At 71.6% G+C, this 22,220-nt stretch carries 24 protein-coding genes; 8 read left to right on the plus strand and 16 right to left on the minus strand.

The window, feature by feature from the left end; all coding sequences use genetic code 11:
• Window positions 1-14: 14 nt before the first annotated feature.
• The 13 genes from rpsA to ACTHNQ_RS00500 form a co-directional block, all read right to left on the minus strand.
• A complete protein-coding gene (rpsA, locus tag ACTHNQ_RS00440) occupies window positions 15-1,463 on the minus strand; it encodes a 30S ribosomal protein S1 (RefSeq protein WP_440330477.1) in 1,449 nt (482 codons plus the stop codon).
• A 246-nt stretch (window positions 1,464-1,709) separates the two neighbouring features.
• Window positions 1,710-2,501 (minus strand): PH domain-containing protein, encoded by a 792-nt coding sequence (locus ACTHNQ_RS00445; RefSeq protein ID WP_440330478.1) that lies wholly within the window; start codon window positions 2,499-2,501, stop codon window positions 1,710-1,712.
• Between the two features lie 2 nt (window positions 2,502-2,503).
• Window positions 2,504-2,671, minus strand: coding sequence for a hypothetical protein (locus ACTHNQ_RS00450; RefSeq protein WP_440330479.1), 168 nt, complete (start codon window positions 2,669-2,671; stop codon window positions 2,504-2,506).
• Window positions 2,672-2,751: 80 nt separating this feature from the next.
• Window positions 2,752-3,801: a zinc-dependent alcohol dehydrogenase family protein gene (locus tag ACTHNQ_RS00455; RefSeq protein WP_440330480.1), complete on the minus strand. Its 1,050-nt coding sequence runs from the start codon at window positions 3,799-3,801 to the stop codon at window positions 2,752-2,754.
• Between the two features lie 27 nt (window positions 3,802-3,828).
• Window positions 3,829-4,470: an SDR family oxidoreductase gene (locus tag ACTHNQ_RS00460; RefSeq protein ID WP_440330481.1), complete on the minus strand. Its 642-nt coding sequence runs from the start codon at window positions 4,468-4,470 to the stop codon at window positions 3,829-3,831.
• A gap of 47 nt (window positions 4,471-4,517) precedes the next feature.
• Window positions 4,518-5,624, minus strand: coding sequence for an NAD(P)-binding domain-containing protein (locus ACTHNQ_RS00465; RefSeq protein ID WP_440330482.1), 1,107 nt, complete (start codon window positions 5,622-5,624; stop codon window positions 4,518-4,520).
• A 60-nt stretch (window positions 5,625-5,684) separates the two neighbouring features.
• Entirely contained in the window at window positions 5,685-6,461 is a 777-nt protein-coding gene (locus tag ACTHNQ_RS00470; RefSeq protein WP_440330483.1) for an isocitrate lyase/PEP mutase family protein, read from the minus strand.
• Between the two features lie 39 nt (window positions 6,462-6,500).
• A complete protein-coding gene (locus ACTHNQ_RS00475; RefSeq protein WP_440330484.1) occupies window positions 6,501-6,947 on the minus strand; it encodes a YchJ family metal-binding protein in 447 nt (148 codons plus the stop codon).
• Entirely contained in the window at window positions 6,948-7,313 is a 366-nt protein-coding gene (locus ACTHNQ_RS00480) for a TraR/DksA family transcriptional regulator (protein ID WP_440330485.1), read from the minus strand. It abuts the gene before it with no gap.
• 275 nt (window positions 7,314-7,588) lie between these two features.
• On the minus strand, window positions 7,589-8,950 hold the full coding sequence (locus tag ACTHNQ_RS00485) for a DUF6716 putative glycosyltransferase (protein WP_440330486.1): 1,362 nt from the start codon (window positions 8,948-8,950) through the stop codon (window positions 7,589-7,591).
• Window positions 8,947-9,819, minus strand: coding sequence for an N-acetylneuraminate synthase family protein (locus ACTHNQ_RS00490; protein ID WP_440330487.1), 873 nt, complete (start codon window positions 9,817-9,819; stop codon window positions 8,947-8,949). Before ACTHNQ_RS00490 ends, ACTHNQ_RS00485 begins: the two co-directional genes overlap by 4 nt.
• Window positions 9,816-11,024: a cytidylyltransferase domain-containing protein gene (locus ACTHNQ_RS00495; protein ID WP_440330488.1), complete on the minus strand. Its 1,209-nt coding sequence runs from the start codon at window positions 11,022-11,024 to the stop codon at window positions 9,816-9,818. The genes ACTHNQ_RS00490 and ACTHNQ_RS00495 overlap by 4 nt, the downstream gene beginning before the upstream one ends.
• Window positions 11,021-11,944: a hypothetical protein gene (locus ACTHNQ_RS00500; RefSeq protein WP_440330489.1), complete on the minus strand. Its 924-nt coding sequence runs from the start codon at window positions 11,942-11,944 to the stop codon at window positions 11,021-11,023. The genes ACTHNQ_RS00495 and ACTHNQ_RS00500 overlap by 4 nt, the downstream gene beginning before the upstream one ends.
• Before the next feature lie 170 nt (window positions 11,945-12,114).
• Between ACTHNQ_RS00500 and ACTHNQ_RS00505 the strand changes: the two genes are divergently transcribed.
• From ACTHNQ_RS00505 to ACTHNQ_RS00520, 4 genes are all read left to right on the plus strand, one after another.
• The gene (locus ACTHNQ_RS00505; protein ID WP_440330490.1) at window positions 12,115-13,038 is read left to right on the plus strand and encodes a 5'-3' exonuclease; all 924 of its coding nucleotides are present in this window, start codon (window positions 12,115-12,117) and stop codon (window positions 13,036-13,038) included.
• A gap of 86 nt (window positions 13,039-13,124) precedes the next feature.
• On the plus strand, window positions 13,125-14,369 hold the full coding sequence (locus ACTHNQ_RS00510; RefSeq protein WP_440330491.1) for a sensor histidine kinase: 1,245 nt from the start codon (window positions 13,125-13,127) through the stop codon (window positions 14,367-14,369).
• Window positions 14,366-15,019 carry a response regulator gene (locus ACTHNQ_RS00515; RefSeq protein ID WP_440330492.1) on the plus strand — a complete coding sequence of 218 codons (654 nt, stop codon included), beginning with the start codon at window positions 14,366-14,368 and terminating at the stop codon, window positions 15,017-15,019. The genes ACTHNQ_RS00510 and ACTHNQ_RS00515 overlap by 4 nt, the downstream gene beginning before the upstream one ends.
• A gap of 147 nt (window positions 15,020-15,166) precedes the next feature.
• A complete protein-coding gene (locus ACTHNQ_RS00520; RefSeq protein WP_440330493.1) occupies window positions 15,167-15,460 on the plus strand; it encodes an SHOCT domain-containing protein in 294 nt (97 codons plus the stop codon).
• Between the two features lie 22 nt (window positions 15,461-15,482).
• Here the strand turns inward: ACTHNQ_RS00520 and ACTHNQ_RS00525 are convergent, their stop codons facing one another.
• The 3 genes from ACTHNQ_RS00525 to trpD form a co-directional block, all read right to left on the minus strand.
• The gene (locus ACTHNQ_RS00525) at window positions 15,483-16,484 is read right to left on the minus strand and encodes a PHP domain-containing protein (protein WP_440330494.1); all 1,002 of its coding nucleotides are present in this window, start codon (window positions 16,482-16,484) and stop codon (window positions 15,483-15,485) included.
• 13 nt (window positions 16,485-16,497) lie between these two features.
• Window positions 16,498-17,001, minus strand: a complete 504-nt coding sequence (locus tag ACTHNQ_RS00530) for an aromatic ring-opening dioxygenase LigA (RefSeq protein ID WP_440330495.1) — start codon at window positions 16,999-17,001, stop codon at window positions 16,498-16,500.
• 84 nt (window positions 17,002-17,085) lie between these two features.
• Window positions 17,086-18,144 carry an anthranilate phosphoribosyltransferase gene (gene trpD, locus ACTHNQ_RS00535; protein ID WP_440330496.1) on the minus strand — a complete coding sequence of 353 codons (1,059 nt, stop codon included), beginning with the start codon at window positions 18,142-18,144 and terminating at the stop codon, window positions 17,086-17,088.
• Window positions 18,145-18,331: 187 nt separating this feature from the next.
• Here trpD and ctaE point away from each other — a divergent pair, with 187 nt between their 5' ends.
• The 4 genes from ctaE to qcrB form a co-directional block, all read left to right on the plus strand.
• Complete coding sequence (gene ctaE, locus ACTHNQ_RS00540) at window positions 18,332-18,973, plus strand: aa3-type cytochrome oxidase subunit III (RefSeq protein ID WP_440330497.1); 642 nt, start codon at window positions 18,332-18,334, stop codon at window positions 18,971-18,973.
• Between the two features lie 20 nt (window positions 18,974-18,993).
• Window positions 18,994-19,797: a cytochrome bc1 complex diheme cytochrome c subunit gene (qcrC, locus tag ACTHNQ_RS00545; protein WP_440330498.1), complete on the plus strand. Its 804-nt coding sequence runs from the start codon at window positions 18,994-18,996 to the stop codon at window positions 19,795-19,797.
• Between the two features lie 37 nt (window positions 19,798-19,834).
• Window positions 19,835-20,914 carry a cytochrome bc1 complex Rieske iron-sulfur subunit gene (qcrA, locus tag ACTHNQ_RS00550; RefSeq protein ID WP_440330499.1) on the plus strand — a complete coding sequence of 360 codons (1,080 nt, stop codon included), beginning with the start codon at window positions 19,835-19,837 and terminating at the stop codon, window positions 20,912-20,914.
• Window positions 20,911-22,220 (plus strand): cytochrome bc1 complex cytochrome b subunit (qcrB, locus tag ACTHNQ_RS00555; protein WP_440330500.1); only part of this gene is annotated, 1,310 nt, incomplete at its 3' end. The genes qcrA and qcrB, both read left to right, overlap by 4 nt.

Consider the following 22,220-nt stretch of genomic DNA (forward strand, 5'->3'; position numbering starts at 1 on the left):
GCGTCAGCTCAGGATCAGCGACCCGAGAGCTTCTCGCGCAGAGCGGCGAGGGCCTCGTCGTCCGCGAGCGTGCCCACGGGGCCGCTGTCGGACGAGTACGAGGACGAGCCGGTCTCCACCGGAGCGGCGGCCTCGGCCTCGAGGGCCTTGATGACGGCAGCCTTGTGGGCCTCCCAGCGAGCGTGGGCGGCGGCGTACTCCTGCTCCCACTTCTCGCGCTGCTCGTCGAAGCCTTCCTTCCACTGGTTGGTCTCGGAGTCGAAGCCCTCGGGGTACTTGTACTCCCCGTTCTCGTCGTACTCGGTGACCATGCCGTAGAGGGCCGGGTCGAACTCGGTGCCGTAGGGGTCGACCGACTCGTTCGCCTGCTTGAGCGACAGCGAGATGCGGCGACGCTCGAGGTCGATGTCGATGATCTTGACGAAGACCTCTTCGCCGACCGACACGACCTGCTCGGCGAGCTCGACGTGCTTGCCCGACAGCTCCGAGATGTGCACGAGGCCCTCGATGCCGTCCGCGACGCGCACGAACGCACCGAACGGAACGAGCTTGGTGACCTTGCCCGGCGCGACCTGACCGATCGCGTGGGTACGGGCGAAGACCTGCCACGGGTCCTCCTGCGTCGCCTTCAGCGACAGCGAGACGCGCTCGCGGTCCAGGTCGACCTCGAGGATCTCGACGGTGACCTCCTGGCCGACCTCGACGACCTCGGACGCGTGCTCGATGTGCTTCCACGAGAGCTCCGAGACGTGGACGAGACCGTCGACGCCACCGAGGTCGACGAACGCACCGAAGTTGACGATCGACGAGACCGTGCCCTTGCGGACCTGGCCCTTGTGGAGGTTGTTGAGGAACGTGGTGCGCGACTCGGACTGCGTCTGCTTGAGCAGGGCGCGGCGCGAGAGCACGACGTTGTTGCGGTTCTTGTCGAGCTCGAGGATCTTCGCCTCGATCTCCTGGCCGAGGTACGGCGTCAGGTCGCGGACACGGCGCAGCTCGATGAGCGAAGCCGGGAGGAAGCCGCGGAGGCCGATGTCGACGATGAGGCCACCCTTGACGACCTCGATCACGGAGCCGGTGACGACACCGTCGTTCTCCTTGATCTTCTCGACGTCGCCCCACGCACGCTCGTACTGAGCGCGCTTCTTGGAGAGGATGAGGCGGCCTTCCTTGTCCTCCTTCTGGAGAACGAGGGCTTCGACCTCGTCGCCGACCTTGACGACCTCGTTGGGGTCGACGTCGTGCTTGATGGAGAGCTCGCGCGAGGGGATGACACCCTCGGTCTTGTAGCCCACGTCGAGGAGGACCTCGTCGCGGTCGATCTTCACCACGGTGCCTTCGATGAGGTCGCCGTCGTTGAAGAACTTGAGGGTCTTCTCGACCGCGGCCAGGAAGTCCTCAGCAGAGCCGATGTCGTTGATCGCGACCTGCTTGGTGGCCGTGGCGGTCGTTGCGCTAGTCATGTAGTGGGTTGTCCTTGTTGGGTTGGGATGTCGGGCTCCGGCCCTCAGCGGCCTCCGACGCGCGGACGCGAACGGATGCCTCAGACCGAAGCGAAGCGGATTTCATTGCGATGCCCCTCGTGCCCCTTGCCGGGTGCGTTCCAGGCCGTGATCGGCTCCGGGCGTGGCGAAACAGCCACACGAGTGACACTCCAGGGTACCAGAACGCGGGGGTCGCCCGCGATGTTCCCGAACCGATCCTCGAGGTCAGCGAGGAAGGTCGATCGGGGCGGTGTTCGTGCGGTCGGGATCGTACGGCGCGGACCCCTGAGAAGGCTCGCCGCGCAACTGTGCCAGCCGCTCGTCCTCGCGCCGCTGGGCGTCGGCAAGCCAGTCCCATCCGGTCGGGGCGCTCCCCCGCTCGATGCCCGGCACGGGCGCCGTGGCGCGGGTGTCGTCGTGCGGCGCCGCCGTGACCGAGACCGTGGCGGGCGTCTCGGCGGGCGCCGGAGGCGGGGACGGAGGCTGCACCGGCGACGGCACCATCGACGGGTCGCCCCGCCCTGCGGCGCCGCGCAGACCGGCCTGGGCGATCACGCGCTGGATGGTGAGCCCGCGCGCGTCGGGATCCCCGACGTAGCGGATCTCGCGCAGCCCCTGCTCCTGCGCGGCGGACTCGAAGACGAAGTGACCGTAGCCGACGATGCGGCCGATGAGCGGCTTGTACACCGAGATGTCGAGGATGCGGGCGAGGGGCATCGTCGCGATCCGCTGCGACAGGATGCCGTGCACTCGGAATACGCGCATGTTCGTGATGACGAAGCGGTCCATGCGCTGCTCGAAGATGCGCCACGTGGCGTGCAGGGCGATGCCGGCGCCCACGAGCACCGGGAGCCACCACGCCTGTGGGGGCACCACGAAGCCGAGGAGGAACACGACCAGGCCGCCCACGAGCTCCAGCACCGCCGAGACGGTCGCCGCCCAGTGCTTGCGCACCTCGTCGACGACGTACTCGCCCTGATCCGAGATCAGGTGCTTGTCGATCCGCGGATCGAGCACGATCAGCCCGCGGCGAGAGCCACGAAGAAGTCGACGACGGCCATGACAGCGCCCACCACGGCGCCGATCGCACCCTGGACCGCGTTGGCGGCATCCTGCGGGCGGGTGATGAGGTAGAACGCCGCGAACGCGATGACGAGCACCAGAACGATGCGCTTGACGATCTTCACGGGGTTCCCTTCGACTTCTGCAGTTGTACCGCACGCGAGCCCGCAGCCGCGCAGGCGCGCGGGCGCGTCGTCGAAGCGGGTCAGGGGCGCAGCAGCACCTTGGTCGCGCGACGCTCGTCCATCGCAGCATAGGCCTCTGCGGCGTCGCGCAGCGGCAGCTCGAGGTCGAACACGCGGCCGGGCCTGATCGCACCGGACCGCACGTCGGGCAGGAGCTCCGCGATGTACCCGCGGACGGGTGCGACGCCGCCGTTGACGCCGACGTTGCGGTCGAACATGGGTCGGACCGGGAGCTCCGGGCCGCCGTTGGGAACCCCCACGTAGCCGACCATCCCGCCGGGGCGGGTGGAGCGCAGCGCCTGGTCCATCGACTCCTTGGTGCCGACGCACTCCAGCACCCGGTCGGCGCCGATCCCGCCGGTGAGCGCACGGACGGCCTCGACGCCGGCATCACCGCGCTCCTCGACGATGTGGGTCGCACCGAACTCGCGCGCCAGCTCCTGGCGCTGCGGGTGCCGCGACATCGCGATGATCGTGGTGGCGCCGAGGCGCTTGGCCGCGATGATCGCGCAGAGTCCGACGGCGCCGTCGCCGACCACCGCCACCGCATCGCCGGACGAGACGCCGGCCGAGACGGCGGCGTGGTGTCCGGTACCCATGACGTCGCTGAGCGTCAGCAGGCCGGGGATCTCGTCGTCCGCCACCGGGCCGGGCACGACCGCGAGGGTGCCGTCCGCCAGGGGCACGCGCACGCGCTCGCCCTGCCCGCCGTCGGCGAAGCCTCCGAAGCGGTCGTCGCTCCCCCACCATCCGCCGTGGAGGCACGAGGTGCTGACGCCGTTGCGGCAGTTGACGCACGTGCCGTCGCACACGTAGAACGGCGCGATGACGAAGTCGCCCTCACGGACCGACTGCACGTCGGGTCCGACCTGTTCGACGATGCCCACGAACTCGTGGCCGATGCGGTGAGGCCGCTTCGTGGGCGTGATCCCGCGGTACGGCCACAGGTCGGAGCCGCACACGCAGGCGGCGACGACCCGGACGATCGCGTCGGCGCCGGTGGACAGCACGGGGTCGGGCACGTCCTCGACGCGGATGTCCCGGGCGGCATGGATGACGGTGGCGAGCATGCTCCGAGCCTAGGCGCGCCGGCGTGCTCACGCGATCGCGTGGCCGATGACCTCGTCTCCTGCGCCGAAGCGGATGGTGCGCCCGATCGTGGCGTCCTGCGCGATCGTCGCCGCGATGACCTCGGCGACGTCGGCGCGTGGCACCGCGCCGCGGCCGGGCGGGTCCAGGGCGACGCGGCCGGTGGGCGCGTCGAGCGTCAGCGTGCCCGGCGCGAGGATCGTCCAATCCAGGCCCGTGGACGCGAGGTGCGCGTCAGCCGCCCACTTGGCGTCGGCGTAGGGGAAGAACGAGTCGTCGGGCCCGATGCCGTGGTCGGCCCGTGAACCGATCCACGAGACCATGACGTACCGCAGCACGCCCGCCGCGGACGCGGCGTCCATCGAGCGGATGGCCGCGTCGCGGTCGACCGCGTAGGTGCGGGCGGGGTCGCCGCCGCCGGCGCCGGCGGACCAGACGACCACGTCGTTGCCGGCGATGATGTTCGCCAGCTGAGCGACGTCGAGCCTCTCGACGTCGGCCACGAGCGGCTGCGCGCCGGTGGCAGCGACCTCGTCCTCGTGGGCGGCGTTGCGGATCACGGCGGTCACCGTGTGTCCGCGGGCCACGAGCAGCGGCTCCAGGAGCAGGGCGACCCGGCCGTGCCCGCCGAAGATCAGGATGCGTGCCATGTGCGTTCCCCTCTTTCGTCTCACGCTACGCGCGTCGGGCGCATCCGTCAGGCGACGAGCGCACCGGCCGTCTCGTCCGCCTCGTCCGCGATGATCGCCCGCACGGCGTCGCGGCCCGCCCTGTTGGCGCCGACGGTGGACTGCGACGGCCCGTACCCGATGAGGAAGAGGCGCGGCTCATCGATCGACCGGCCGTTCTCGACGCGGAAGCCGCCCTCGGGCGTCCGCAGGTGCAGCGGCGCCAGATGGTCGAGCGCAGGACGGAACCCCGTGGCCCACAGGATCACGTCGGCGGGTTCGAACGAGCCGTCCGGCATCCGGACGCCGTCCTCTTCGATCGCGGTGAACATGGGATGCCGCACCAGCACGCCGCGCGCCTGCGCAGCCCGCGCCCAGGGCGTCCAGTGCATGCCGGTCACCGAGATGACGCTTCCGGGCGGGAGGCCGCGGCGGACGCGGTCCTCGACGCCGGCGATCGCCGCCACCCGCGCGGGGATGTCGAAGTCGTCCTCGCGCCAGTCGGGCTCGCACCGCGTCACCCAGAAGGTGTCGGCGACGTGCGAGATCTCGTCGAGGAGCTGGACGCCCGAGACGCCGGCGCCGACGATGACGACGCGCTTGCCGGCGAACTCGTCCGCCGAGACGTAGTCGGCCACGTGCAGCTGGCGGCCGCGGAACCTCTCCTGTCCCGGGTATCGCGGCCAGAACGGTCGCGTCCACGTGCCGGTGGCGTTGATGACGTGACGCGCCGCGAACGTCGCCCCGTCCGTCTCGACGAGCAGGCGACCGGCCGGATCCTCATCGGCCCGGCGGACCGCCGTGACGCGCACCGGTCTGCGCACGTCGAGGGCGAAGCGCTCCTCGTAGTCGGCGAAGTACGCCGGCAGCACCTCGCGGCTCGCCGCCGACGGGTCGGCGGGCGGCACCGCGTGACCCGGCAGCTCGTGGATGCCGTTCACCGTGGCCATCCGCAGCGATTGCCAGCGGTGCTGCCATGCGCCTCCCGGCGCCGGGTTCGCGTCGAGCACGACGTAGGTGCGCTCCCCCGCGCCGTCGCGCAGCGGGGTGAACCCCCGATGCTGCAGGTGGTACGCGGCCGAGAGCCCGGCCTGGCCTCCGCCGATCACGACGACGTCGACGGGCACCGGATCCATGCCTGCGTCAACAGCGACCGGCCCGCGGGGATTCCCCGCGGGCCGGTCCCCTCGTGCACGTCAGTTCAGCGCGCGCGTGCCGGCGGGCAGGACTCCCCCGGCGTATAGCTCGGCCGCCGCGTCCTGCAGCGCGGTCAGCGCGACCCGCTGCGTCATGGGGCCGTAAGAGATGCGGGCGACGCCGAGCGCCTCGTACTCGGTCGACGAGAGCGCGCCCGGAAGCCCGATGACGCTGACCTTGCGCTCGCCGATCCCCTCGACGAGGCGACGCGTGATGTCGGCATCGAGGATGCCGGGCACGAACACCAGGTCGGCTCCGGCATCGAGATAGGCGCGGCCGCGCTCGACGGCATCCGCGAGCGATTCCTCGACCGGCCGGCCGCCGCCGCGCGCGAAGGCGTCGGTGCGGGCGTTCAGCACGAAGGGCACGCCTTCGGCGGCGCCTGCGGCGACGATCGCCTCGACGGCCGCGACGGCCTCGTCGAGCGGGCGCAGGCGGTCCTCGACGTTGGCGCCGACGACGCCCTTGCCGATCGCGCGGCGAACGGTCTCGCCCGCGTCGCCGTAGCCGCCGTCGAGGTCGGCGCTCACCGGGAGGTCCCCGACCGCCTCGACGATGCGTCCCAGCATGTCGAGGGTCAGCTCCAGCGGGATGCCGCCGTCGGGGTACCCGAAGCTCGCGGCGATCGAGTGGCCGGCGGTCGCGATGGCCCGTGTCTCGGGGAGCGCGGCGACGGCGCGCGCCGAGACGGCATCCCACACGTTCACGACGCGGAGGATCTCGGGAGCGGCGTGGAGGCGCGCGAGGGTCTGTGCTTTGTCAGCCTGAGTGGTCATGCGTCTCACGGTAGCGGCGGGCGGCAGGGGCGGGGCCGGTCAGGACGGATCGATGCGACCGTCGAGGTACCACCAGCGGCCGCTCTGCCGCACGAAGCGGCTGCGTTCGTGCAGCACCCCGTGCTCGGTGCCGTGCCGCCAGGCCGCCCGGAACTCGACGACGCCGCGCGCGGCCCCCGGGCCGCCCGCTTCGGTGGCGAGGATCCGCAGGCCCGTCCACCGCTGCAGCGGGTCGAGATCGACAGCGTCGGGGCGCGTGCCGGGGTGCCACGTCGCCTCCAGGTACCGCGCGTCTCCCACGACGAACGCCGTGTACCGGGAACGCATCAGCCGTTCCGCGGTCGGCGCCGGCGTGCCCTGCAGCACGGGGCGACAGCATGCGTCGAACCGGTCGCCGCTCCCACAGGGGCACGGATCGCCCGCCGCCGGGCGCACGAAGCCGTCGCCGGGCGCGCGGGACGCGCCTGCTCCGGGGCCGAACGACATTCAGGCGCCGGCCTTCTCGGCGCACGAGACGCAGCGGGTCGCGAACGGTCGCACCCGCAGGCGTGCGATCGGGATGCCGCGGCCGCAGTCGACGCACACCCCGTAGGTGCCGGCCTCCCAGCGGGCCACGGCCTCGTCGATCTCGGCGAGCTCGCGCCGCTCCGCCTCGGCGAAGGCGACCGCGCGCGACCACTCGCCCGACAGGGTGACGCCTTCGGGGTCGTGTTCGTCGTCGGCGACGTCCGCGCCGCGGTCGGCGCGCAGCTCGGCAAGGGTCTGCTCGTTCGCGGCGAGGCGGACGGTCGCCGACTCGCGCAGCTCGTCGAGCAGCGCTCGCAGCTCGGTGCGGACGGCGGCGGTGGTCATCGCACGAGACTACGCCCGCAACCGCCCCGTCGGGACGCGCGGCGCGCAGTCGACGGCGGCGCGGCGCCCGCCGTGTGAGCGGTTCCAGGAGGTGCACGGCGCGCATCGAGCCTTCATGTGGCGCCGCCATAGCCTTCTCACAGACTCGGTTGGGAAGGTGATCTCGACATCGCGGAGGGGCACCCCCAGGCTCCCCCGCGATTCCCCCCGCAGGGCGCCGCGTCGCCCGGGACCCCACCTCGTGCCCGACCCCCCGGAGGGCACGAGGGGCGGTCTCAACGACCCGCCCGGAGCCGGCGATCCGCATTCCCCCGGACGTGATCGCCGGCTTCTTCCGTCCGCTCGTCCGACGTGCTCGCGTCCGTGTCCTTTCCCGGACCGGCGGTCGACCCCGACAGGGCGCGCCGCGCGCGGGTCACGAACCGCACCGCGGCGCGCGACGGCATCCCGATCGCGTACGCGACCGTCCCGGCCAGCGAGGTGTCGCTGCGCCCGAGTGCGACCCGGCGCTCCCACGCGTCACGCAGCGGTCCGCCGCGTCGGGCCAGCGGCGCGCGCGGCGGCAGGGTGCCGTCCGCTCGCCGGGCGACGAGGCGCGCCATCGTCGCGGTCCAGTCGTCGTCGGCCGGCGGGTGGAAGTAGTTGTCGTCGAGCCATTCCGGATCCGGATGCCGGAACCGCCGCGCGACCATGTCCGCCTCACCCGCCAGCAGATCGGCGTCGGCGAGCGTCTCGTTGATGAGCGCGGCCGAGACGCCGAACATGTCGAGCGCGATGACGGGCACCCCTCGCGCGATCGCCTCGATCGCCGCGGTGGAGCTGACCGTCACGAGTCCCTCGGCCTCGTCCAGCGCCCGGCCCATCGGCGCCGTCGACGTGACGAGGTTCGGCGGGACGGGCCCGAGGGTCGCGAGCAGCTCGGGGTAGCCGTCCTGCTCGAGGTGGGTCTGATGCTCGCCGGCCGCGGCCCGCAGCTTCACGACGACACGACGGCCGGGATCGGCCTCCGCTGCCGCCACCAGCAGCCGGGCGATGCGCAGCCGGTCCTCCCGTCCGGCGGGGATCTTCGCCTGCGTCGCGAACACCAGATCGGTGCCGCCGCTCGCACGCGCCGTCGCCGCCGCGCCGCGCGCGAACGGCAGCGTCGCGAGGGCGTAGCGGTGCGCATAGCCCGTGCGCGCCGACAGCGCGCCGAACTCGCGCAGCTCGCGGCGCGAGTGGACCACGAACATGTCGCACTGCATGCGGTACACGATGGCTTTGCGGGTCGCCGGGATCGAGATGCCCGGCAGGCCGGTCACGAGCACCGGGCGGGGGTCCAGCCCCGCGATCTCTCGCGCGAGCACGCGCACGAGAGGGCCGCGGGCTCCGAGCAGCACGGCGTCTGGGCGCAACTGCATCAGCCGCTCCGCCAGGTCGCCGTACGCGATGCGCTCGACGCGGCCCGCGGCGAGCCCGCTGCCCGAGAGCGCAGCCGCCAGCTGCGTGTCGCTTACCACCAGGGGCGTCTCGAGCACGAGGAGCGCGGAATCCACACGCTCGCCCTCGGCACCCAAGAGGGCGGCCGCCCACTTCACGTAGGAGTCCGTGTCGGCGATCGCGACGACGCGCGGCGCGCGGCCGCCCCGGCTCGTCACGCCGGGACGCGGCGGAGCTTGGCCATGGGCGCGAGCTCGCCGGGGTACACGCGCTTGACGCCGTCGCCGAGCGCCGCCTCGATGACGCGGATGTCGCGCACGAGGTTCTTGAGACCTGCGGGCTCCAGCGACGCCGCGTGGTCCGAGCCCCACATCGTGCGGTCGAGCGTGATGTGGCGTTCGACGGCGACGGCGCCGAGCGCGACCGCGGCGACCGAGATCTGCAGTCCGCGCTCGTGGCCCGAGTAGCCGACGGGCACGCCGGGGTAACGGTCGCGCAGCGAGGGGATCATGCGCAGGTTCGCCTCGTCGGGCTCCATCGGGTACGTCGATGTGGCGTGCATGAGCACGAGGCGGTCGGTGCCCAGCACGTCGATGGCGGCGTCGATCTGCTCGATCGTCGACATGCCCGTCGACAGGATGACCGGCTTGCCGGTGTCGCGGAGCGCCTCCAGCACCTCGCGATCGGTGAGCGAAGCGGAGGCGACCTTGTGTGCGACGACGCCGAGGTCCTCGAGGAACGCCACGCTGGGCACGTCCCAGGGCGAGGCGAACCACTCCAGGCCGCGCAGCAGGGCGTGGTCCGAGATCTCGATGTACTGGTCGCGGTCGAACTCCACGCGGCGGCGGTAGTCGAGGTAGCTCATCGTGCCCCACGGCGTCTCGCGCGGGATGTCGCGCATGTGCTCCGGCGTCGCGATCTCGGGCGTGCGCTTCTGGAACTTCACCGCATCGGCGCCGGCGTCGGCGGCCACGTCGATCAGCTGCTTGGCGATCTCGACGTCGCCGTTGTGGTTCAGGCCGATCTCGGCGATGACGTACGCGGGGCGTCCGCCTCCGACGACGCGGGATCCGATCGTGACGGTCATGATGCCTCCTGGGGGCTTGTGGGGGGCGTGGTGGTGAGAGGAGCGGATGCCGCCGCCCGGCCGGCGAGCACGCGGTCGGCGAGGTCGCGCACGGCGCCCACGCCGCCCGGGCGATCGAGGACGACACGCGCGGCGGACAGGACGAGGGGGTGCGCGTCGGGCACTGCGATCGGCCAGCCGACGAGGTCGAGGCACCGCAGGTCGTTGACGTCGTTGCCGAGGTAGGCGATGCGCGACAGCCGCACGCCGTGGGCGTCCGCCCACTCGCGCAGCGCCGCGGCCTTGTCGTGCACGGCCTGGATGACGTCGACGCCGAGCTTGCGGGCACGGGCCGCCACGACGGGGTTCGCCTCGGTCGAGAGGATGAGGAGAGGGATGCCGGCATCCCGCAGCAGCGACACCCCCATCCCGTCCGAGCGGCTCACGACCACCGACTCGACGCCGTGCTGGTCGACACGGACGGTGTCGTCGGTGTGGACGCCGTCGAAGTCCGTGACGACGGCATCCACGTCGATCGGGGCTGGCCGGTCCACGAGCGAGGCGATCGCGCGCGCGAGTTCCAGCTCGTCGACGGTGTCGATCTCGATCGCGGTGCGCGCCGGCACCTCGGCGATGCCGATACTGCCGAAGAAGCGGTGGCGCGCCGCCCGGAATCCGGCCGCGCGCATGACGTAGAAGGCACCGGTCTCGAGGTAGTGCGGGTCTCGGTCCTGCCGGCGCGGACGGAACTCCAGGTCGTGGTTCACTGCGGCTGCCGCGCCTCCGGCGCCCTTCTCCCACAGGAAGCCGTAGGTCTCGACGGCCGAGAAGACGCTGTCGCGCCGGCGTGACCGCACCAGATGCACGGCGTCGGTGAGCGCGTCGACGTCGATGAACGGAGAGGTCGCCTGCAGGAAGGCGACGACCCCGACGTCGACTCCGCGGCCGGCGAGGTCGTCCAGGGCGTGGAGCAGCGCGCTCTCGGAGCTCGCCTCGTCCCCGGCGAGGTCGGCGGGCCGTCCGACGATGTCGGCGCCCCATTCGGCGGCGACCGCCGCGATGTCGGCGTCGTCGGTGGTCACGACGACCCGGCCGATCGCCGGGCTCTGCTGCGCGGCTGCGACGGTTCGCGCGATGAGCGGCACGCCCCCGACCCGCTGCACGTTCTTGCGAGGGATGCCCTTCGACCCGCCGCGGGCGGGGATGATCGCGACCGTCTCGCTCATGCCGCCGTCCGATGCCCTCGAGCGGCGCGGCTGGAGGTCGCGCGCACGGTCCGCACCACCGCGCCCGTGCCGGCGAGCACGAGGGGCAGCGTCGTCGTGGTGCTCGAGGGGAGCGTCAGCACCTCGAGCGGCTCGCGGGCGCCGGCGAGCACGAGCTCGACGGGCAGGCCGGTCCGGTGGATGCGGACCCCGGGCACGGTCGCCACGGCGCCGAGCTGCTCCTCTGTCTCGCGGCGATGCGGCAGGTACACCGCGCCGTCGGCCGCGACCCCGCGCACCCAGCGCACGTAGTCGACGAGCAGCATGCGGCCGTCCACCGGCAGGGCGCTGCCGAGCACGATGCGGGGGCCGAGCCCGGCGGGCGCGGGCGCGGTCGCGCGGGTCCACGAGAAGTCGTGACGACGGATGCCGAACCCCTGGTCGGCGAGGGCGTCCAGGCGGTCCCCGCCGAGGTCGAACGCCGTGAACATCCCGGCCCGCCGCACGCCGGCACGACGGTGGACCAGCTCGGCCGCGAAAGGCGCCGCAATCGTCGTGAGGCCCCGCTCGTGCACGTTCGGCCGGGCGTACGGCCGCCGGCCCAGCAGGGTGTCCGCGAACGCCACGGCATGCGCACCGTCGTCGAGGAACGTGACGCGGTGCGGCCGGAGCACCGCGGCGGCGAGCCGGAACTGGCCCGAGTACCCGTCGCCGACGAGCCAGTGGCCGTGGCTCGCCAGCAGGCGCCACGGGATGCCGAGGTACGGTTCGAGGTCGCTGAACCGGGCGCCGCGCGCGAGCAGCTCTTCTGCGGTCGCCGAGATCTGCGGCGTCAGCCTGCCCGCCACCGGCACCGCGGTGTGGTGGGCGGATGCCCACTCCGCGGCGCCGAGCAGCTGCAGCGGAGACTCCACCCATGCCAGCACATCGTCACGGCCCATCGCGTCACCCCTTTCCGGCTGTCTCCCCACGGTGAGTGCGAGACGTGAACGAGACGGGGGCCGACGGGCGACCGGCATCGGTCGCTCAGGTGAACGGCCGGTGTCCGCACGTGCGCGGGAGCGGTCCGCGTCGCGCGCACGGCGTCGGACGCGCGTGCCAGGATGAACGCGTGACCGACCGCCTGATGCTGCTCGATTCCGCGTCCCTCTACTTCCGCGCGTTCTACGGGGTGCCCGACACCGTGCGGGCTCCCGACGGCACACCGGTCAACGCCGTGCGCGGCTTCCTCGACATCATCACGAGGCTCGTCACCACGTACCGCCCGACGCATCTCGTCGCGTGCTGGGACGACGACTGGCGTCCCCAGTGGCGCGTCGACCTGATCCCGACCTACAAGACCCACCGGGTCGCCGAGGTCGTCGCGGGCGGACCCGACGTCGAAGAGGTCCCCGACCCGCTGGAGGCGCAGGTGCCGGTGATCCGCGAGGTGCTGGATGCGCTCGGCATCCGCATCGTCGGCGCCCCCGAGCACGAGGCCGACGACGTCATCGGGACGCTCGCCACCACCGCGACCATGCCCGTCGACATCGTCACCGGCGACCGCGACCTGTTCCAGCTGGTCGACGACGCGCGCGAGGTGCGCGTCGTCTACACCGCGCGGGGCATGAGCAACCTCGAGGTCCTCACCGATGCCGCGGTCGTCGGCAAGTACGGCGTGCTGCCCTCGCAGTACGCCGACTTCGCGACGCTGCGCGGCGACTCGTCGGACGGCCTGCCCGGCGTGGCGGGCATCGGCGAGAAGACCGCCGCGGGCCTGCTCGCCACCCACGGCGATCTCGACGGGATCGTCGCGGCCGCCGAGGCCGGCGAGGGCATGTCCGCCGGCGTGCGTGCGAAGGTCCTCGCGGGCCTGCCCTATCTCGCCGTGGCGCCGAAGGTCGTCGCGGTGGTGCGCGACCTGCCGCTGGACGTGCCCGACCACCGCCTGCGCCCCCTCGACGACACCGCGAAGGCCGAAGCCGTGGCCCTCGCCGAGCGCTGGTCGCTCGGCACGGCGGTCACGCGCATCGTCGACGCCCTCGACGCGGTCTGACAAGCACGCTCGTACTCCCCCGGGAGTACGAGCGCCGCTCCCGCGGTCAGACTCCTCACAGAGCCGTCCGGCGTAGCATCGACCGCATGCTTGGCCCCGCGAGATACGGCGCGACGGCGACCGCCGCGGCGGGGCGTCACGCTGACGGCGACGACCCGGGCGCCCGCTTCCGCCCGCCGCCCGCGGTCGTGCTCCTCGTGCCCGTGTTCGTCTCGCTGCTCGTGCAGATCCCCGGCACCATCGGGCTGTCGTGGTGGCAGGCCGTGCCCGTGTGGGCGGCGGTGACGAGCATCGCACTCGCGGCCGCCTCCGCCCTCGCACTGCTGGCGGCACGGCGGTTCCCGGGCCCGACGGTCGCCGTCGTGGCCGCGCTCGCCCTGGTCGACCTGTTCGTCCCGCCCGTCGGCGGGCCGCCGCCGGTCGCACTGGTGTTCGCGATCATCGGAGCCGTGGTGCGCGGCGCCCGGGCCTGGGCCCTGATCTCGGTCGGAGCGGCGTGGCTCATCGCCGTCATCGGACCTGAGCTCGCGGCGGCGACGCTCGCCGCTGCGGCGCCGGTCGGCGTCGCGGAGTGGCATCCGGCGCGCATCGCGCTCGCCACCGTCGGCCTCGCACTGTGCTTCGTGATCGGCGAGGGCGTGCGCGCACGGCTCCGCGGCGCCCAGGAGCGCCGCGCCCAGCTCACCGCGCGTCGCCGCGCCGCGGAGCAGGAGGAACGCACGCGCATCGCGCGCGAGCTCCACGACGTCCTCGCGCACTCGCTGAGCCAGATCGCCGTGCAGTCGGGGGTCGGGCTTCACCTGTTCGACCGCGAGCCCGAGCGTGCGCGTGAGGCGCTCGCCAACATCCGCGCGCTGAGCGCCACCGGACTCGACGAGGTGCGCGGCGTGCTCGCGTTCCTGAGAGGTGACGAGCTCGCCGCGCCCGACACCGCTCCCCTGACCCCGCAGCCGCAGCTCGGCCAGCTGCCAGGACTCGTCGCGGGCAGGTCGGGGCTGGGGCTCACGGTCTCGCTCGACGACCGCCTCGCCGGCGACGCGCCTCCGAGCGCGGTGCAGACCACGGCGTACCGGATCGCGCAGGAGGCGCTCACCAACGTCGTGCGGCACTCCGCAGCATCGCATGCCACCGTCACGGTCGCACGCGAGGCCGCCGACCTCGTGCTGACGATCGCGGACGACGGCGCCGGCATCCCGGCCTCCGCCCCCGAGCGCGGCGGGCTGCGCGGCATGCGCGAACGCGCGGAGCTCGCCGGGGGCCGCCTGACCGTCGACAGTGGAGCGCGGGGCACGTCCGTCGTCGCCCGCCTCCCGTGGGCAGGTGCCGCATGATCCGCGTGGCCCTGGCCGACGACCACCAGCTGGTGCGGGCCGGCTTCCGGGCGCTGCTCGACTCCGAGCCCGGCATCCAGGTGGTCGCCGAGGCGTCCGGCGGTCAGGAACTGCTGCGCGCACTCCGGCAGACGCCCGTCGACGTCGCCCTCGTCGACATCCGGATGCCGGACGGCGACGGACTGTGGGCCGCCGAGCAGATCTCCGCCGACCCGGCGCTGTCGGGCGTACGCGTCGTGATCGTCACCACCTTCGAGCTCGACGAGTACGTCGTGCGGGCGGTGCTCGCCGGTGCCAGCGGATTCCTCGTGAAGGACACCGAGCCGGCCGACCTGATCCGCGCGGTGCGCGCCGTCGCCGAGGGCGACGCGCTGCTCTCACCCGGGGTGACCCGCACCCTGCTCGACCGCGCGGCGGCGGGACTGCGCCAGGCACCCGACCCTCAGCTGCTGCAGACGCTCACCGAGCGCGAGGTCGACGTGCTGCGCCTGGTCGCCGAGGGTCTCACGAACGACGAGATCGGCGCGCGGCTGTACCTGTCGCCGCTCACCGCGAAGACGCACGTGTCACGCATCATGCAGAAGCTGCACGCCCGCGACCGCGTCCGTCTCGTCATCGTCGCGTACGAGTCCGGACTCGTCGGGTCGTAGCCCGACCGCTGCGGCGCGGCTCCGCATACTGCCCGGGGAGCAGTCCCGAACACTCCTGCGGGCAGATTCGCGGATGCCTCGACCTGCCTTGACTGGAGGCATCCGTTCGCCCATCCCGGTGCGACCGGCTCCGAGAGAGGATTCCGCATGTCCGCTGCACTCGCCACGGGAATCGTGGCCGCACACTTCGTCGGTCCCTGGGGATTCGGCTGGTGGTTCCTGCTGATCCCCCTGTTCTGGATCACGCTCATCGCCGTGCTGTTCGCCGTGTTCGGCCGTCGCTGGCGCCGCGCAGCCGCCGCCGGCGGCTACGGGCCGTACGGGCGCACCCCGGCCCGCCAGGCCGAGACCACGCTCGCCGAGCGCTTCGCCCAGGGCGACATCGACGAGACCGAGTACCGCGCGCGCCTGGAGGTGCTGCGGGCGAACGCGCCGCAGTGAGGGCGGCCGGGCGCGATCGGGGCTACGCGCCGCGCTCGCGTCCGGTCCACTCCCGCAGCTGCTCCAGGGGCCATGTGGTGACGATCCGCTCCGGCGGCACCCCCAGCCGCTCCGCACGCTCGGCGCCGTAGTCGAGCAGCGAGAGCTGCCCGGGCGCGTGGGCGTCGGAGTCGATCGAGAACAGGCATCCGATCTCCAGCGCGAGCGCGATGAGCTCGTCGGGGGGATCCTGACGCTCGGGGCGAGAGTTGATCTCGATGGCGACGCCGTGCGCGTAGCAGGCCTCGAAGACGGGTCGGGGCTCGAAGGTCGACGGCGGCCGGGTGCCGCGCGATCCTTCGACGAGCCGGCCGGTGACGTGCCCCAGCACATCGGTGTGAGGATCGGATGCCGCGGCCACCAGCCGCCGGGTCATCGGCCCGCGGTCCATGCGCAGCTTGGAGTGGGCCGAGGCCACCACGACGTCGAGCTCGCCGAGCAGATCGGGGTCCTGATCGAGGGCGCCGTCGTCGAGGATGTCGACCTCGATGCCCGACAGGAGCGTGAAGCCGTCGCCGCTCATGCCCGCGACCACCTCGAGCTGGGAGCGCAGTCGCTCCGGCGACAGCCCGTTGGCCACCCGCAGCCGCGGCGAGTGGTCGGTGAGGGCGAGGTACTCGTGGCCGAGCGCTCGCGCCGCGTCGACCATGAGGTCGATCGAAGTGAGCCCGTCCGACCAGTCGCTGTGCGAGTGCAGGTCACCCCGCAGCTTCTTGCGCAGGGTCGAGGTTCGCTCGACTCCGGCCCGCTCCCGCAGGTCGGCGAGGTACCCCGGCACCTCCCCCGCGAGCGCCTGCTGGATGACGGCGAAGGTGGAGTCGCCGACACCCTTGCGATGGCGAAGGGATGCGGCATCCCGCAGCTCCGCGTCGGTGAGCCCCTCGATCGCGTCCGCGGCCGCGCGGAACGCCTTCGACTTGTAGCGCGACGACCGCTCGCGCTCCAGGAGCGTCGCGATCTCGGTGAGCGCGTCGTGCGGATTCACCGCGAACCGGACGTCACGGCGCGATCTGGGCGCGCCTGACCACCACGGGAGCCCCCGCGAGGCGGTGCAGCGCCCAGCCGAACAGGATCGACAGGATGCCCATCCCGATCGCGAAGGCCGCGACCCCGAACGACACGACCGACGTGAACAGCGAGGCGCGCAGGAAGGACGCGTCCATCACGGTCGCGCGCACCGGGTCGTCCATCGGCAGCTCTGCGTACGTCTGTCCGTCGGCCATCTCCAGCGCGTGCTTCTGGATCACCTCGGCCTGCGCGTACGCGGTGAAGGGACCTGCGACCTGCGCACCGGCGAATGCCATCGCGTCGTCCGACACCGTGATGTTCTCTTCGCGCAGCTGCGTCGACACCGCGATCCACGCGACGAGGCCGACGACGATGAGCAGGATGCCGGCGATGATGCCGAGCACCCCCACGACCTTGACCCCGCCGAGCTTGCGGGCGGGCGGTTCGACGGATCCGTCGAGCGGTGCGGACGGGGCTGCGGTGTCATCGGTCATGGCGTCCTCCAGTCGTGGCGTGGGCCTGCCGCACACGCTAGCGGGCGGCGGCGACGCTCCGGTAGAGGCAGGCCGTGAATAACGTCAGGCCAGCGAGCGCGTGACCTCGACCCAGCGGTCGAGGGTCTGGGCGGCGGCGCCGCTGTCGATCGCCGCCGCGGCGTCGTCGCGCGCCTCGGCCAGGCGCTCGAGGATGGGGCGCTGCACCTCGGTGGCGTCGCGGAAGAGCCGGTAGGCGACGATGCCCGCCGCGGCGTTGAGCAGCACGATGTCGCGGACCGCCCCGGACTCGCCCCCGAGCACGCGGCGCACCACCTCGGCGTTGTAGGCCGGCTCGCCGCCGAGCAGGTCGTCGATGTCGGCCAGCGGGATGCCGAGGTCGCGCGGGTCGAGGTCGTGCTCGTGGATGTCGCCGCGGCTCACCTCCCACAGCCGGCTGTGACCCGTCGTGGTCAGCTCGTCCAGCCCGTCGTCGCCGCGGAACACGAGCGCGGTCGCGCCGCGCGTCCGGAACACGCCCGTGATCAGGGGCACCCGGTCGAGGTGCGCCACCCCGACCGCGTTCGCCTCGGCGCGCGCAGGATTGCACAGCGGCCCCAGGAAGTTGAACACCGTCGGGACGCCGAGCTCGCTGCGGGTCGCCCCCGCGTGCCGGAAGCCGGGGTGGAACGCCGACGCGAACGCGAACGTGATGCCCGCCTGCGACAGCGTCTCGGCGACGGCCTCGGGCGAGAGCGTCAGGTCCACGCCGAGCGCGGCGAGGACGTCGGACGACCCCGAGGACGAGCTCGCGGCCTTGTTGCCGTGCTTGACGACGGGGACTCCGGATGCCGCCGCCACGAGGGCGGACATGGTCGAGACGTTCACCGTGCCGAAGCGGTCGCCTCCTGTGCCCACGATGTCGAGCACGGCGGCATCCACCGGAAGCGGGAGCGCGGCCTCGAGGATCGCGTCCCGGAAGCCCACGATCTCGTCGACCGTCTCGCCCTTGGCACGCAGCGCGACGAGGAATCCCGCGAGCTGCGACGGGGTCGCCTCGCCCGACATGATCCGCCGCATCGCCCACGTCGACTCCGAGACGCTGAGGTCGCGCCGCTCCAGCAGCGTGGTGAGGATTCCCGGCCAGGTGTACAGCTCCGCCATAACGCAGAAGCCTAGCCGTGCACGGGAATCGGAACAGATTCGTGACACGGCGTCGCACGGCGGGCGATTCTGCGTCTTCACCACGTGTTCACGGCAGAGTCCCGGTGTTCTTTTAGGTGCCCCTAAGTCCGCGTCAGGGCAAATCGATGCCCTCCGATGCGAAAATCGGCGGCCCGGATCGGCCATAATGGGGAGCGTGACGACCTCCACAGCGACCTACTCCCAGGCCATGCGGTCCGTCAAGCGGCCGGATCCGGTCGCTGTCGGCACCATCGTGTGGCTCGGCAGCGAGGTGATGTTCTTCGCGGGCCTCTTCGCGATCTACTTCACCTTGCGCAGCACCTCTCCCGACCTGTGGGCCGAGAGCACTCAGAACCTCAACGTCCCGTACGCGACCGTCAACACGATCATCCTCGTGCTGTCGTCCGTCACGTGCCAGATGGGCGTCTTCGCCGCTGAGCGGTTCCAGCCCTACTCCACGAAGAAGCGCGGCTGGCTCGGCTGGGGCATGGTCGAGTGGTTCTGGCTGACGTTCGCGCTCGGCGCGCTGTTCGTCTCCGGTCAGGTGTGGGAGTACGCCCAGCTCGTCACCGAAGGCCTCCCGATCTACGCGAACGCGTACGCGTCGGCCTTCTACCTCACCACCGGCTTCCACGCCCTCCACGTCACCGGCGGCCTCATCGCCTTCCTCCTGGTGATCGGCCGTGCGTACGCCGTCAAGAACTTCGGGCGCAAGGAGATGACCTCGTCCATCGTCGTGTCGTACTACTGGCACTTCGTCGACGTCGTCTGGATCGCCCTGTTCCTCGTCATCTACTTCCTCAAGTGAGAGCGGAGCTGTAACCCGACATGGCACGAGAGACCACGCGCCGCTCAAAGGGCCGCCGGAGCCCCTGGGCCGCCGCCGCACTGATCGGCATCGGCCTGCTCATCACCGGCGGCGTGTACGCCGGAGCGTCCGCCGCGATGGCGGCGACCACGCCCGAGACGGCGACCAAGTCCGCACTCACCGCCGAAGACGGCAAGAAGCTCTTCCAGGCCAACTGCGCCACGTGCCACGGCCTCGACGTCCAGGGGACGGCCGACGGCCCGTCGCTCTACGGCGTCGGCGAGCTGGCCGTGCACTTCCAGATGAGCACCGGGCGCATGCCGCTGCAGATGCAAGGCCCGCAGGCTCCGCAGAAGCCCGTGCAGTTCACCGACGAGCAGATCACCGCGATCGGCGAGTACGTCCAGTCGATCGCCCCCGGCCCGACCTTCCCCGATGAGGAAGTGCTGGACGGCGAGGGCAGCGCAGCCGAGGGCGGCGAGCTCTTCCGGATCAACTGCGCGATGTGCCACAACGTCGCCGGCGCCGGCGGGGCCCTCACCGAGGGCAAGTACGCGCCCAACCTCCACACCACCACCCCGCTCAACATGTACGCGGCGATGGTGACCGGTCCGCAGAACATGCCCGTGTTCAACGACATGACGCTGACGACCGAAGAGAAGCGCGACATCATCACCTACCTGCTCTACCTGCAGGACAACGAGTCGGCGGGCGGATTCTCGCTCGGCTCGCTCGGCCCCGTCTCCGAGGGCCTCTTCATCTGGATCTTCGGCATCGGCTCGCTGATCGCCATCACCGTGTGGATCACGGCGAAGTCCAACTGATCACGTTCATAAGACGCAATACCGACTGAGGAGCAGCATGGCCCACGAGGACGACCCGCTCGAGCACGAGAGGGCTTCCTGGAAGCCCTCCCCCGGGCTCGCCGTAGCGGTCAGCGACCCGGTGAACAACCCTGGGCTTCCGCCGCACCGTGCACGGGTCACCGACAAGGACCCGGCCGCGATGCAGCGCGCCGTTCGCACGGTCTACACCCTCTTCTACCTCTCGATCGCGGGCAGCATCTGGGCGGTCGCCGCCTACATGCTCTTCCCGATCGAGAGCGGCCGGATCGTCGACATCCGCAGCAACAACCTCTTCATCGGACTCGGCATCGCCCTCGCGTTGCTGGCCATCGGCATCGGTGCCATCCACTGGTCGAAGGCCGTCATGTCCGACAAGGAGTTCGTCGAGCCCCGGCACGCGACCCGCGGCCGCGACACGACGCGCGAAGCGGCGATCCAGGCGTTCGCCGACGCCAACGAGGAGTCCGGGTTCGGACGCCGCGTGATGATCCGCAACTCGCTGATCGCGGCACTGGTCGCGTCTGTCGTGCCGGGCGTCGTGCTGTTCCGTGGACTCGCGCCGTTCAACTCCCCCGAGCACCCCCACGCGGGCGACCCGGTGTACCTGCTCGAGCACACGATGTGGAAGAAGGGCATGCGCCTCGCGCACGATCCTTCGGGCGAGCCGATCAAGGCCGCCGACCTCACGCTCGGCTCGGCCGTGCACGTGATCCCCGAGGAGCTGGCCAAGGTCTCGCACAGCGACGGGTACCTCGAAGAGAAGGCCAAGGCCCTCGTCCTCCTCGTCCGCCTCCTGCCGGAGCAGCTCACCGAGAGCGAAGACCGCAAGGAGTGGTCGTACAACGGCATCGTCGCGTACTCCAAGGTCTGCACGCACGTCGGCTGCCCCGTCGCCCTGTACGAGCAGCAGACCCACCACCTGCTCTGCCCCTGCCACCAGTCGCAGTTCGACGTCACCGACCACGCCAAGGTCATCTTCGGCCCGGCTGCGCGTCCTCTGCCGCAGCTGCCGATCACGGTCGACGACGAGGGCTACCTCGTCGCGCGGAGCGACTTCACCGAACCCGTCGGCCCGAGCTTCTGGGAGCGTCATTGAGCACCGCAACCGTCACCGAGCCTGAGGCGCCTGTGGCACCCGCGTCGACGACCGGGCGCGACAAGCCCCTCGGCGGGCGCTTCATCGGCGCCACCGCGAACTACATCGACGAGCGGACGAGCCTGTCGGGCTTCGTCAAGGAGCTCGGTCGCAAGATCTTCCCCGACCACTGGTCGTTCATGCTGGGTGAGATCGCCCTCTGGGCCTTCGTCGTCGTCCTGCTGTCGGGAACGTTCCTCACGTTCTTCTTCCAGGCATCGATGGTGGAGACCCACTACAACGGCGCGTTCCTGCCGATGCGGGGCATCGAGATGTCGGCGGCCATGTCGTCGACGCTCAACATCTCGTTCGACATCCGCGGTGGTCTTCTGGTGCGCCAGATGCACCACTGGGCCGCTCTCGTGTTCGTCGCCGGCATCGGCGTCCACATGCTGCGCGTCTTCTTCACGGGCGCGTTCCGCAAGCCTCGCGAGCTCAACTGGGTGATCGGCTTCATCCTGTTCATCCTCGCGATGGCCGAGGGCTTCACCGGCTACTCGCTCCCCGACGACGTGCTCTCGGGCAACGGCCTCCGCATCATCGACGGCATGGTCAAGGGCATCCCCCTCATCGGCACCTGGACCTCGTTCCTGCTGTTCGGCGGCGAGTTCCCGGGCACGGCGATCGTGGGGCGCCTCTACACGCTGCACATCCTGCTGCTGCCGGCGATCCTCGTCGGACTGCTCGTCGTCCACCTCATGCTGATGGTGATCAACAAGCACACGCAGTTCGCCGGCCCCGGCCGCACGAACGACAACGTCGTGGGCTACCCGATCATGCCGGTCTACGCGGCGAAGATGGGCGGGTTCTTCTTCCTCGTGTTCGGCGTGATCGCGCTGCTGGGCACCTTCTTCCAGATCCTGCCGTTCTGGGTGTACGGGCCGTACGACCCCTCGCCCATCTCGGCGGGCACGCAGCCGGACTGGTACATCGGCTTCGCGGACGGTGCGCTGCGCCTCGCCCCGCCGAACTGGGACGTGGTGCTGTTCGACCGCACCTGGTCGTTCGGCATCATCGTGCCGGTGGCCGTGATGGGGCTGTTCATCCTCACCGTGCTGTTCTATCCGTTCATCGAGGCGTGGGTCACGGGCGACAAGCGCGAGCACCACATCGCCGAACGACCGCGCAACGCGGCCACGCGCACGGCGATCGGTGTCGCGGGCGTCCTCTTCTATGCGGTGCTGTGGGCGGCGGCGTCGTCCGACCTCATCGCCACGCACTTCATGCTCACGATGGAGGGCGTGATCCACACACTCCAGGCGCTGCT

Origin of the sequence: Microbacterium sp., from assembly GCF_051953575.1 — a bacterium.
Lineage (GTDB): Bacteria > Actinomycetota > Actinomycetes > Actinomycetales > Microbacteriaceae > Microbacterium.

Coding starts and splice junctions, on each gene's coding strand:
- rpsA (WP_440330477.1), bottom strand. CDS start 1,463: ATGACTAGCGCAACGACCGCCACGGCCACCAAGCAGGTCGCGATCAAC.
- ACTHNQ_RS00455 (WP_440330480.1), bottom strand. CDS start 3,801: ATGCTCGCCACCGTCATCCATGCCGCCCGGGACATCCGCGTCGAGGAC.
- ACTHNQ_RS00460 (WP_440330481.1), bottom strand. CDS start 4,470: ATGGCACGCATCCTGATCTTCGGCGGGCACGGCCGGGTCGCCCTGCTC.
- ACTHNQ_RS00465 (WP_440330482.1), bottom strand. CDS start 5,624: ATGGATCCGGTGCCCGTCGACGTCGTCGTGATCGGCGGAGGCCAGGCC.
- ACTHNQ_RS00470 (WP_440330483.1), bottom strand. CDS start 6,461: ATGACCACTCAGGCTGACAAAGCACAGACCCTCGCGCGCCTCCACGCC.
- ACTHNQ_RS00475 (WP_440330484.1), bottom strand. CDS start 6,947: ATGTCGTTCGGCCCCGGAGCAGGCGCGTCCCGCGCGCCCGGCGACGGC.
- ACTHNQ_RS00480 (WP_440330485.1), bottom strand. CDS start 7,313: ATGACCACCGCCGCCGTCCGCACCGAGCTGCGAGCGCTGCTCGACGAG.
- ACTHNQ_RS00490 (WP_440330487.1), bottom strand. CDS start 9,819: ATGACCGTCACGATCGGATCCCGCGTCGTCGGAGGCGGACGCCCCGCG.
- ACTHNQ_RS00495 (WP_440330488.1), bottom strand. CDS start 11,024: ATGAGCGAGACGGTCGCGATCATCCCCGCCCGCGGCGGGTCGAAGGGC.
- ACTHNQ_RS00500 (WP_440330489.1), bottom strand. CDS start 11,944: ATGGGCCGTGACGATGTGCTGGCATGGGTGGAGTCTCCGCTGCAGCTG.
- ACTHNQ_RS00510 (WP_440330491.1), top strand. CDS start 13,125: ATGCTTGGCCCCGCGAGATACGGCGCGACGGCGACCGCCGCGGCGGGG.
- ACTHNQ_RS00515 (WP_440330492.1), top strand. CDS start 14,366: ATGATCCGCGTGGCCCTGGCCGACGACCACCAGCTGGTGCGGGCCGGC.
- ACTHNQ_RS00520 (WP_440330493.1), top strand. CDS start 15,167: ATGTCCGCTGCACTCGCCACGGGAATCGTGGCCGCACACTTCGTCGGT.
- ACTHNQ_RS00530 (WP_440330495.1), bottom strand. CDS start 17,001: ATGACCGATGACACCGCAGCCCCGTCCGCACCGCTCGACGGATCCGTC.
- trpD (WP_440330496.1), bottom strand. CDS start 18,144: ATGGCGGAGCTGTACACCTGGCCGGGAATCCTCACCACGCTGCTGGAG.
- ctaE (WP_440330497.1), top strand. CDS start 18,332: ATGGGGAGCGTGACGACCTCCACAGCGACCTACTCCCAGGCCATGCGG.
- qcrC (WP_440330498.1), top strand. CDS start 18,994: ATGGCACGAGAGACCACGCGCCGCTCAAAGGGCCGCCGGAGCCCCTGG.
- qcrA (WP_440330499.1), top strand. CDS start 19,835: ATGGCCCACGAGGACGACCCGCTCGAGCACGAGAGGGCTTCCTGGAAG.